This is a genomic window from Thiohalocapsa halophila (assembly GCF_016583825.1).
Classification (GTDB): Bacteria; Pseudomonadota; Gammaproteobacteria; order Chromatiales; family Chromatiaceae; genus Thiohalocapsa; species Thiohalocapsa halophila.
Genome location: NZ_NRRV01000070.1, coordinates 19488 through 27681, shown reverse-complemented (window position 1 = coordinate 27681; position 8194 = coordinate 19488). Strand labels below are relative to the sequence as shown.

Genomic DNA, 8194 nt, shown 5'->3' with positions numbered 1-8194 from the left:
CCGCGTCGCCCATCGCGTAACGCTGGTTGTTGCCGCCCTTGCGCGCGTCCGGCAGCTCGTCCAGCGCTCGGCGGATCCTCGTCACCACCGTTGCCGCCGTGAACCGCTGCGTAGTGGGCTCGGGCTTGGACTCCGGCTTGGGCTCGGGCTTGGGCCTCAGGACCATCGGACTCTCCAGTAACTTGTGAAGAGTCCTTCATAACATCATGCTTTTAAATTTGGAACTGCTGCAGCGTTCAACGAGAAATTGTGCTCCTCGCGAAAGCCCCGCAGCGCGTCGCTGCTCATGAGCAAGAACGCAATGGAGCCGCCCTCGACGCCGGCGGCGACGCCGAGATTGATGGCACCGATGTTATAGAAGGCAGGGCCGGACCAACCATCGTCGGTGCGGCTCATCAACACCCCTTGCCCACCAGCGGCACCGGCAATGAGGGAGGCACGCGCATAATCGGGTACGATGAAGACGGCCTGCGCTCGGTCCAATAAGCGACGCGCGTCGGCGTCGTCATTCAGCGTGTCCACGACTTCCGCCGCCTCATCGAGCGTCTCCGTCGCGCTCCGTAGCTCTTGCGCGCGCTCATTCATCTCTTCGGCGACCAGCGACGCCGGCGCGGCCAGTCCGAGACCCAGCGCAGCAACCACGGCCCTGATAGGCATGTTCATAAAGCAAGTCTCCGTAATCGGTCTGTGACTTTGGAATACCGCGACCAGCGCGAGCCAGGCGCAGTGCACTGTCGCGGCCGCATCGGTCCGGTATCGACCTTCGGGGTCAGCAGTCTGCATGCCACTCCGCCGCTGCCGGGCAGTCGCGCCTGCCAGCACGCCCATCGACCGGTTCGGCGGCGCCCGCAGCCAGCATTGCTCGACACCCACCGACCGGGCCTGCCGCGGTGCCTGTCAACCACCGGCGGTGGCATACCCACACCGAGGCGGGTGCGGCGCAGCCGCCGGGCCACTGCCCTACATTCGCTCGCTGGACCGACGCCGAGCTCGTCGACCACGCCCGCTCCCTCGGCGTGGCCGAGGCCGACGAGCGACCGGCTCGCGACGAGCTGGTACGGCGGCTGAGCACGGCCCTCAGCCGCAAGCCCTGAGCGCGCCCGAAAGCCCCGCGAGCAAGGTGTAGAGTGCCCCGCGGCCACGGCAGCGGGGCCAAGCAGCAATCATGGAGCCCGACGTCCCGAGGTTGCTTTGACCCAGCAATCGGTGCTTTCCCACCAGCACCACGCCGGTGCTTTGTACCGGCCATGGGTCGCTTAGCATAAAACCCCGATTCGGCGCCGGCGCCGGCGCCGCTTGGGCGCGCGAGCGCGCGGTCAGTCCCCCGCCTCCTCGGTCAATGCCAACACTCGGCGCCGGAGGGCCTCGGCGATGCGCTCCGCCGGCGTGTCGCCGCTGCCTTCTGCCTCCAGGGTCGCGACATCCGCCGCCGGACCCATCCGCAGCAGCAGCCGCCGGCGCTTCGGCCACCAGCCCCCCGGCGGCAGGGCGGCGCCGGTGTTGCGGATCAAGCAAGGTACTATGGCTGCCTGCTGTGCCCGGGCTAGGCTGCCGATACCGGGCCGGAAAGATCCGATCTCCGCGTCCGGGTGGCGGCGCCCCTCCGGAAACCAGACCAGCAGGCCGCCGCGGGAGAGCGCGGCGGCGCCATAGGCGAGGCTGGTGACCGGCCGTTTCGCCGGCGCCACCGGCAGCACGCGATAGGCACGGCTGACAAGTCGCATCCAGGGCGTGGCGAACATGCGCTCGGTGAATCCGCCCCAGAAGGTATGGCGCCGCTGCGCCGGCGAGAGAACGGCGGCGATGACGATGGGATCCAGCACGCTCTCGTGGTTGGGCGCGAGGATACAGGGCCCGGCGGCCGGCAGGTGCTCGATCCCGCGCGCATCCAGCCGGAACCACCGGCGCATCACCAAGCGCGCCAGCGCTTGCAGCACCGCCGCCAGCAGGGCCGCGCCGCGGCCGGGCGGCTCTAGGCGCTCGCGCTGATCGGCGTCCAGCATCGCCTGCGCGTCCGCGAGCCTGGCCTCCAGGTCTTCGCCCTGCCCGGCGGATGCGGCACGGCCTGCGGCGACAGCCTCCTGCAGCAGATCCCGGACCGTCGCCACCCGGCCGATGGCGTCCTCGTCCAGGGCCAGCCCCGCCGCGTCCTGAAGCTCCAAACCCATGGCGACCCACTCCAAGGAGTCCACGCCGAGATCCAGCTGGAGGTCCGTGTCCGGTGTGATGCGGCGGTCCGCGAAGCGCTCGCCGAGCCAGTCCCAGATCCGGGCCGCGGCGGGGTCGTCGACCAGGGCACGGTCGTCCCGCGCCAGCTCGGCACGCGGCAGCAGCCCGGCCGCCGCCGGCTCCGCTTCCCCGGCGCGCAGGGCATCGAAGCGCTCGCGCAGGCGCCCGCGGCGCAGCTTGCCGAGGCGGGTGCGCGGCAGCGGCCTTCGGTCCACCTGGATGTGGCTGGGCCGGCGCCAGCTCGGCGCGTCCGCGAGCGCCGCTTGCGCCGCCTCGCGCAGGCGCTTGCGCAGGGTTTCCGGATCCGCACCGCGCGCCGTGTCGGGGTCCGGCACCAACACCGCAGCGAGGGCGCCGTCGTGCCCCAGCACGCCCGACTCCGCGATGGCGGCGGCGTCATCGAGCCTGACCTCCACCGACTCCGGATCGACGTTCTCGCCACCGGCGAGCACGATGCGGGCCGAGGCACGGCCGCTGAGCCGCAGCCAGCCATCGCTGTCCAGAGTGCCGAGGTCGCCGGTACCGAGCCAGTGGTCGTCCGTGAAGGGATCGTCGGCGGCGCTCGACGTGCCGAGATAGCCGGAAAACACGTTGGGCCCGCGCGCCTGCACCTCGCCGGGCTGCGTCTCGCCTTCGGACGGACTGTCGGCGTTTTCGTGCCGGGCAGCGATGCGCAGCTCCACCCCGGGCAGCGCTCGGCCGGCGGTATCGAAGCGGCCCTCGCCGGGCCGCATGACGGTGAGAATGGGCGCCGTCTCGGTGAGGCCGTAGCCGGTTGCCACCGTCCAGCCGAGCACCTCCAGGCGCTCCCCCAGGCCCGGGTCCAGCGCGGCGCCACCGGACACCAGCAGCCGCAGCCCGGGTGCGATACGCCGGCGCAGCGCTGCGAACAACGGCCCGCCCACCGACAAGCCATGCCGGCGCAGGACGGTGGCGAGCCGCAGCAGCCCGTGGAAGGCCCAGCGCGCAAGCCGGCCGCCGGCGCCGATGCGCCGCTCCACGGCGTCGAGCAGGGCCGCATAGAGCCGCGGGATGCCGAGAACCAGGCTCACGTCGCCGGCCTTCAGCGCCCGCGCCAGTGCGGCGCCGGTGAGCGCCTGCGGCAGCACGATGGGCACACCCCGCACCAGCGGCGCCAGCAGCCCCAGCGAGAAGGGGTAGACGTGATGCAGGGGCAGCGGCAGCAGCAGCCGGTCGGCCTCGGTGACGATGTCCTCGGCCAGGATTGCCGCGAGGTTCGACAGCAAGTTGCGATGGGTCAGGGGCACGCCCTTGGGCGGGCCGGAGGTACCGGAGGTGAAGAAGAGCACGGCCTCGGCATCCGAGTCCGGCGCCTCGGGCAGAGCGCTTTCGTCCACCGGCTCCGCTCCGGGGGACTCCGGGTCCAGCGGACCCGCGAGCGCCGCCAGGGTCGCGGCGGGGCGGCTCGAAGCCGGAGCGACCGCCCGCCCGCCGTCGGACTCCGCCGCTATGTCCGCCGCCGCCGGCTTGCTGCCGGCCTCGTCGCCGCAGTCTTCTTCCGGGCCGTCGTCGGCATCCAGCAGGATCGCTTCCAACGCGTCATCCCCGGCGGCCTCGGCGAGCCGCGGCGCCGACTGTGCCGCCGTGAAGGCACGCCGCGCCCCGCTGGCGGCGGCGATATGCGCGAGGTCCGTCGCATCCGCCTGGTTGTCCACGGGCACCGGCACGGCGCTGAGGCGCAGCAGTCCGAGGCAGGCGATGACCCAGCGCGGCGAAGTCGGCGCATAGAGCAGGACGCGCTCCCCGGGCGCCACGCCTGCGGCTTGCAGACCGAGCGCGGTGCGGGCGGCGGCCTGCGCGAGGGCCGCACCGGACCACACCTCGGCGCCGCCGTCGTCATCGGCACCGGCAGCGGGCCGGGTGAATTGCACCAATGCGGTCTCGCCGCCGCGCTGGGCGAGCAGGCCCGACAGCTCAGCGAGTGTGGCCACCGGTGCGCTCCCGGTGCTGGAGGAGCCCTGTGACGGCCCCGAGCGCCTGCCGGAGCGGGCGGTATCCAACGCAGCCATGAACAATCCCCGTGTCGGTGTATCACCGCCCGCCGGCCGGGCAGCCCGGCGCATGCGCGAGCGGGCGAGCGCGCCCGGGGGCGTGCTCACTCGACGACGAAGGTGACCTTCATATCCACCCGGAAGGCGCTGATGCGGCCGTCGCTGACGACCACCTTGTGCTCCTTGACCCAGGCGCCCTGGACATTGCGCACACTCTTGTTGGCCTCCTCGATGCCGCTGCGAATGGCATCCTCGAAGCTCTCCACGGACTCGGCAGTGATCTCGATGACCTTGGCAATGGACATGATTCGCTCCTCAGCGTTTGCGGTTTGGCCTTGGGCGGGCGCATTGCTGCGTCCCGTCACTCGCTGAGCAGCAGTTCGCGTGCCAGAGAGAAACACTGCTTCATTGTCGCTCCCCGTCGGCGTCACGCCGGAGGATTGAACGGTAAGACAAAGTCTTATAATCTGTCATTTTCACGACTGGAGGAGGACACTATGGCCAGAACACAAACTGTTACACTCGGCGATCATTGGAACGACTTCGTGATCAGCCTCGTCGAAAGCGGACGCTATGCCTCCGTCAGCGAGGTGCTGCGCGAATCCCTGCGGCTTCTGGAAGAGCGGGAGGCGACCTCAAAGCTGGAAGCGCTGCGACAGGCCCTCATCGAAGGCGAGGACAGCGGCCCGGCTGGGCCTCTCGACATGGAGGCCATCAAGCAGCGAGCCAGGAAGGAGGCCGGCATAGGCCCGGATGATGGTTGAAATTCACAAGCAAGTCGCCGCCGAGGACGACCTGGTCGCGATCTGGCGCTACTCCTTCGAGACCTGGGGCGTCGAACAGGCCGACCGGTATCTCGACGAATTGAACAAGGGCATCGATGCCCTCGCCGGGAATCCAGGTCTTGGCAGCGACTGCGGGCATATCCGCGCAGGCTACCGGCGCTTGCGCATCCGCCATCACAGCGTCTACTACCGCCTTAAGGCTACTCGCATCGAGGTCGTCCGCGTTCTGCATGAGCGAATGGACGCAGACCGTCACCTGAGCAAGCACTGAGAGTCGGGCGCGAGCACTCTCCGGAAACCCCGCCGCTCTGCCCCGGATTCCGCCCCCGCAAAAAAGGCAAAGCTCCAGCGCCCCGGGGCGACGGCGGGGCGGTTGGGCACGGCTCGCTGCGCGCGTGAGCGCGATTCATCCCAGTAATGCGGTCAGCCTTTAGGGTAGAGTGTCGGCTTCGATTCTGGGCGAGGGCACCTCAGTGAAGGCGTTGTTCAAGCTCCTCTACGATCGGCTGCTGCTGGCGCTGGTGAGTCTGCTGATCATCGTCCTGATCACGCTCAACTCCCTGCTCAAGCGCGTGCGCATGTCGCACGAGAACGGCATGGCACTGGCCGGGCGAGTGCGCATCGTCGACAACCCGCAATTCCCGGAGGACGGCTTCTTCACGCCTGGGCGGGTGTTCCCGTGCCGGCTGCGCCACGCCAGCGTCTCCTACATGGACGACGCCCGGCTGGTGGCGCGGGCGGCGTCGCTCAAGTTCACCGACGCCCCCTACGACAGCCCGCTGGACCTGATGATGAACAGCGGCAACGCCGGGCCCTTCGAGGACGCCTACACCTTCCTGCAATTCATGTGGGCCACCATCCGCGGGCGCGATCCCTACATCGTCCCCTATCTCAAGCGCTATCCGGACGAGCTCGCCGGCATCCGCGGCGCCCTGCGCTATCCCGACAGCTACACCCGGCTGCGCTACTACTCGAAAACCCCGCTCGCCTTCCGCTCCGCCGACGGCGTCGACTACTACGTGAAGTTCCGGCTGCTGCCCGAGGGCCGCGAGCGCGACCACGGCCGCGCCACCGACGACGAGCTCCAATGCCTATGGCGGCAGCTGATCCGCCCCGGCGAGACGCGCTCGCGCAACTACCTGAAGGACGACCTGGAGCGGCGCATCGCCTGGGGCCCCATCCGCTACCACCTGGAGTGGCAGCTCCACCGCAGGCAGCCGGACGACAGCCGGGACCTGCTCAATTGCGTGCACCCCTGGGACGAGGAGACCCATCCCTGGCTGCCGCTTGCGGAGGTGGAGCTGGAGCGCACGCTGGACTACGAAAGCGGCCAGCGCATGTGGTTCCACATCAGCAACCTGCCCAAGTGCATGGGCGTGCCCAAGGCCCGCTCCATTCACGACCCGGCGTCGCTCAACCACCTGCGCAAGCTCGACATCTGGACCAAGCGGGCCAGACTGCTGTCCTACCGGCTCTTCACCATGCCGAAGCCCATCCCGGACGCCCGCGTGGTGCCGGAGCCAAACACCCGGCCGCGGCCGCTGTGCCTGCCCCAGGACGCCGACCCCGACGCGCGCCGCCGCCGGCAGGAGACCCTGGCGGTGCGCCGCAGCCTCTACCGCTGGGCGCATCCCGCGGGCGCCCCGCCCCACGTGGCGGCGCTGCCGCAGCGCGAAGCCTTCGATCTCCAGAAGCGCTGGCGCATGAACAGCGACCTGGCGGTGACGGCGCTGGACCTGGTGCTCGGCTGGCTGCGCTGGACCTTCGGCACCCTGCGCGGACTCAGGCGCTACGAGGTCTTCTACTCCGTGCGCAAGAAGCCCATCACGGCTCGGCGCTGGATGGAGGACGCCGAATTCGCCCGCCAGCGCCTGGCAGGCATCAACCCGCTGATGATCCGCCGCTGCGAGGCCCTGCCGGAGAACCTGCCGGTGACCGACGCAATGGTCGCCGGCCTGCTGGACGACGGCGACAGCCTGCAGGCTGCCCTCGGCCGCGGGCGCCTCTACCTGCTGGATTACCCGCTGCTGGAGGACGTCAGCACCAAGAACGGCTATCTCACCGCGCCCATCTGCCTGCTCTACGTGGACAAGCTCGGCCGGCTGCTGCCCATCGCCGCCCAGCTGCGCCAGATGCCGGGGCCGCAGAATCCGGTGTTCACGCCCAAGGACTCGGCCTGGCTGTGGGTGACCGTGACGCGGTTCCTGCAAAGCGCCGACGCGCACATGCACGAGATCGTCTCGCACCTGCTGCGCACGCACCTGGTGGCGGAGGTCTTCGCGGTGGCCAGCGCCCGCCAGCTGCACCCGGACCATCCCCTGAGCGCCCTGCTGACGCCGCACTTTCGCTACACCCTGGCCATCAACGATACGGCGCGGCGCAAGCTGCTGGCGCCGGGCGGCCCCATCGACAAGACCCTGGCAGCGGGCGCCGCCGGCAGCCTAGAGCTGCTGGCCAAGGCCTGGGCGCAATGGTCCTATGCGGACATGCACCCCATCGAGGACCTGAAGCGCCGCGGCGTCATGGACGAAGACGCCCTGCCCCGCTACGACTACCGCGACGACGTGCAGCAGATCTGGGCTGCCCTGCATGACTTCGTCAGCGGTTATCTGGCGCTCTTCTACGCCGACGACGCCGGCGTCGCCGCCGACACGGAGCTTAAGGCCTGGGCCCGCGAGCTCGCCGCCGCCGACGGCGGGCGCATCCGCGACTTTCCCGGTGCCGAGGGCATCCACACCCGCACCCTGCTGGCGGACACGGTGACCCGGATCATCTACACCGCCAGCGCCGGGCATGCCGCCGTCAACAACGGTCAATACGACATGTTCGGCTATGTGCCGAACGTGCCGGGCGCCCTGTACGCGCCGGCACCCACCAACAAGTGCAGCGCGAGCGAGGACGATTTGATGCGCGCGCTGCCGGGCTTCGGGGCCTGCGCCCAGCAGATCCTGATGGTGCATTTGCTGAGCGAGCCCACCGCCGAGCCCCTCGGCGGCTACGGCTTCTCCGCCTTTGCGGACCTGCCGGCGGTGTGGGCGCTCATCGGCGAGCTGCGCAAGCGCCTGGATGCAATCGCCGCAACCATCCACACCCGCAACCAGGGCGAGCAGCGCGCGCGGGACTATCTCCTGCCCAGCGGTATCGGCGAGAGCATCGAGATCTGAGCCC

Annotated in this window: 6 protein-coding genes; 3 read left to right on the top strand and 3 right to left on the bottom strand. The window is 69.9% G+C overall.

Going from position 1 to position 8194, the window contains the following annotated elements; genetic code table 11:
- Positions 1-204 precede the first annotated feature (204 nt).
- The 3 genes from CKO31_RS21320 to CKO31_RS21310 all read right to left on the bottom strand — a co-directional run bounded on the left by CKO31_RS21320 (position 205) and on the right by CKO31_RS21310 (position 4546).
- Positions 205-663 (bottom strand): lipid-binding SYLF domain-containing protein, encoded by a 459-nt coding sequence (locus CKO31_RS21320; RefSeq protein WP_200241208.1) that lies wholly within the window; start codon positions 661-663, stop codon positions 205-207.
- A gap of 653 nt (positions 664-1316) precedes the next feature.
- Positions 1317-4181, bottom strand: coding sequence for an AMP-binding protein (locus tag CKO31_RS21315; protein WP_200241206.1), 2865 nt, complete (start codon positions 4179-4181; stop codon positions 1317-1319).
- Positions 4182-4345: 164 nt separating this feature from the next.
- Positions 4346-4546, bottom strand: coding sequence for a dodecin family protein (locus tag CKO31_RS21310; protein WP_200241204.1), 201 nt, complete (start codon positions 4544-4546; stop codon positions 4346-4348).
- A 192-nt stretch (positions 4547-4738) separates the two neighbouring features.
- On the opposite strand from CKO31_RS21310, the gene CKO31_RS21305 reads away from it, so the two are divergent.
- The 3 genes from CKO31_RS21305 to CKO31_RS21295 all read left to right on the top strand — a co-directional run bounded on the left by CKO31_RS21305 (position 4739) and on the right by CKO31_RS21295 (position 8190).
- Positions 4739-5005: a type II toxin-antitoxin system ParD family antitoxin gene (locus tag CKO31_RS21305; RefSeq protein WP_200241202.1), complete on the top strand. Its 267-nt coding sequence runs from the start codon at positions 4739-4741 to the stop codon at positions 5003-5005.
- The gene (locus CKO31_RS21300; protein ID WP_200241200.1) at positions 4995-5297 is read left to right on the top strand and encodes a type II toxin-antitoxin system RelE/ParE family toxin; all 303 of its coding nucleotides are present in this window, start codon (positions 4995-4997) and stop codon (positions 5295-5297) included. The genes CKO31_RS21305 and CKO31_RS21300 overlap by 11 nt, the downstream gene beginning before the upstream one ends.
- A 202-nt stretch (positions 5298-5499) precedes the next feature.
- Positions 5500-8190, top strand: coding sequence for a lipoxygenase family protein (locus CKO31_RS21295; RefSeq protein ID WP_200241198.1), 2691 nt, complete (start codon positions 5500-5502; stop codon positions 8188-8190).
- Positions 8191-8194 lie beyond the last annotated feature (4 nt).

Coding starts and splice junctions, on each gene's coding strand:
- CKO31_RS21320 (WP_200241208.1), bottom strand. CDS start 663: ATGAACATGCCTATCAGGGCCGTGGTTGCTGCGCTGGGTCTCGGACTG.
- CKO31_RS21310 (WP_200241204.1), bottom strand. CDS start 4,546: ATGTCCATTGCCAAGGTCATCGAGATCACTGCCGAGTCCGTGGAGAGC.
- CKO31_RS21305 (WP_200241202.1), top strand. CDS start 4,739: ATGGCCAGAACACAAACTGTTACACTCGGCGATCATTGGAACGACTTC.
- CKO31_RS21300 (WP_200241200.1), top strand. CDS start 4,995: ATGATGGTTGAAATTCACAAGCAAGTCGCCGCCGAGGACGACCTGGTC.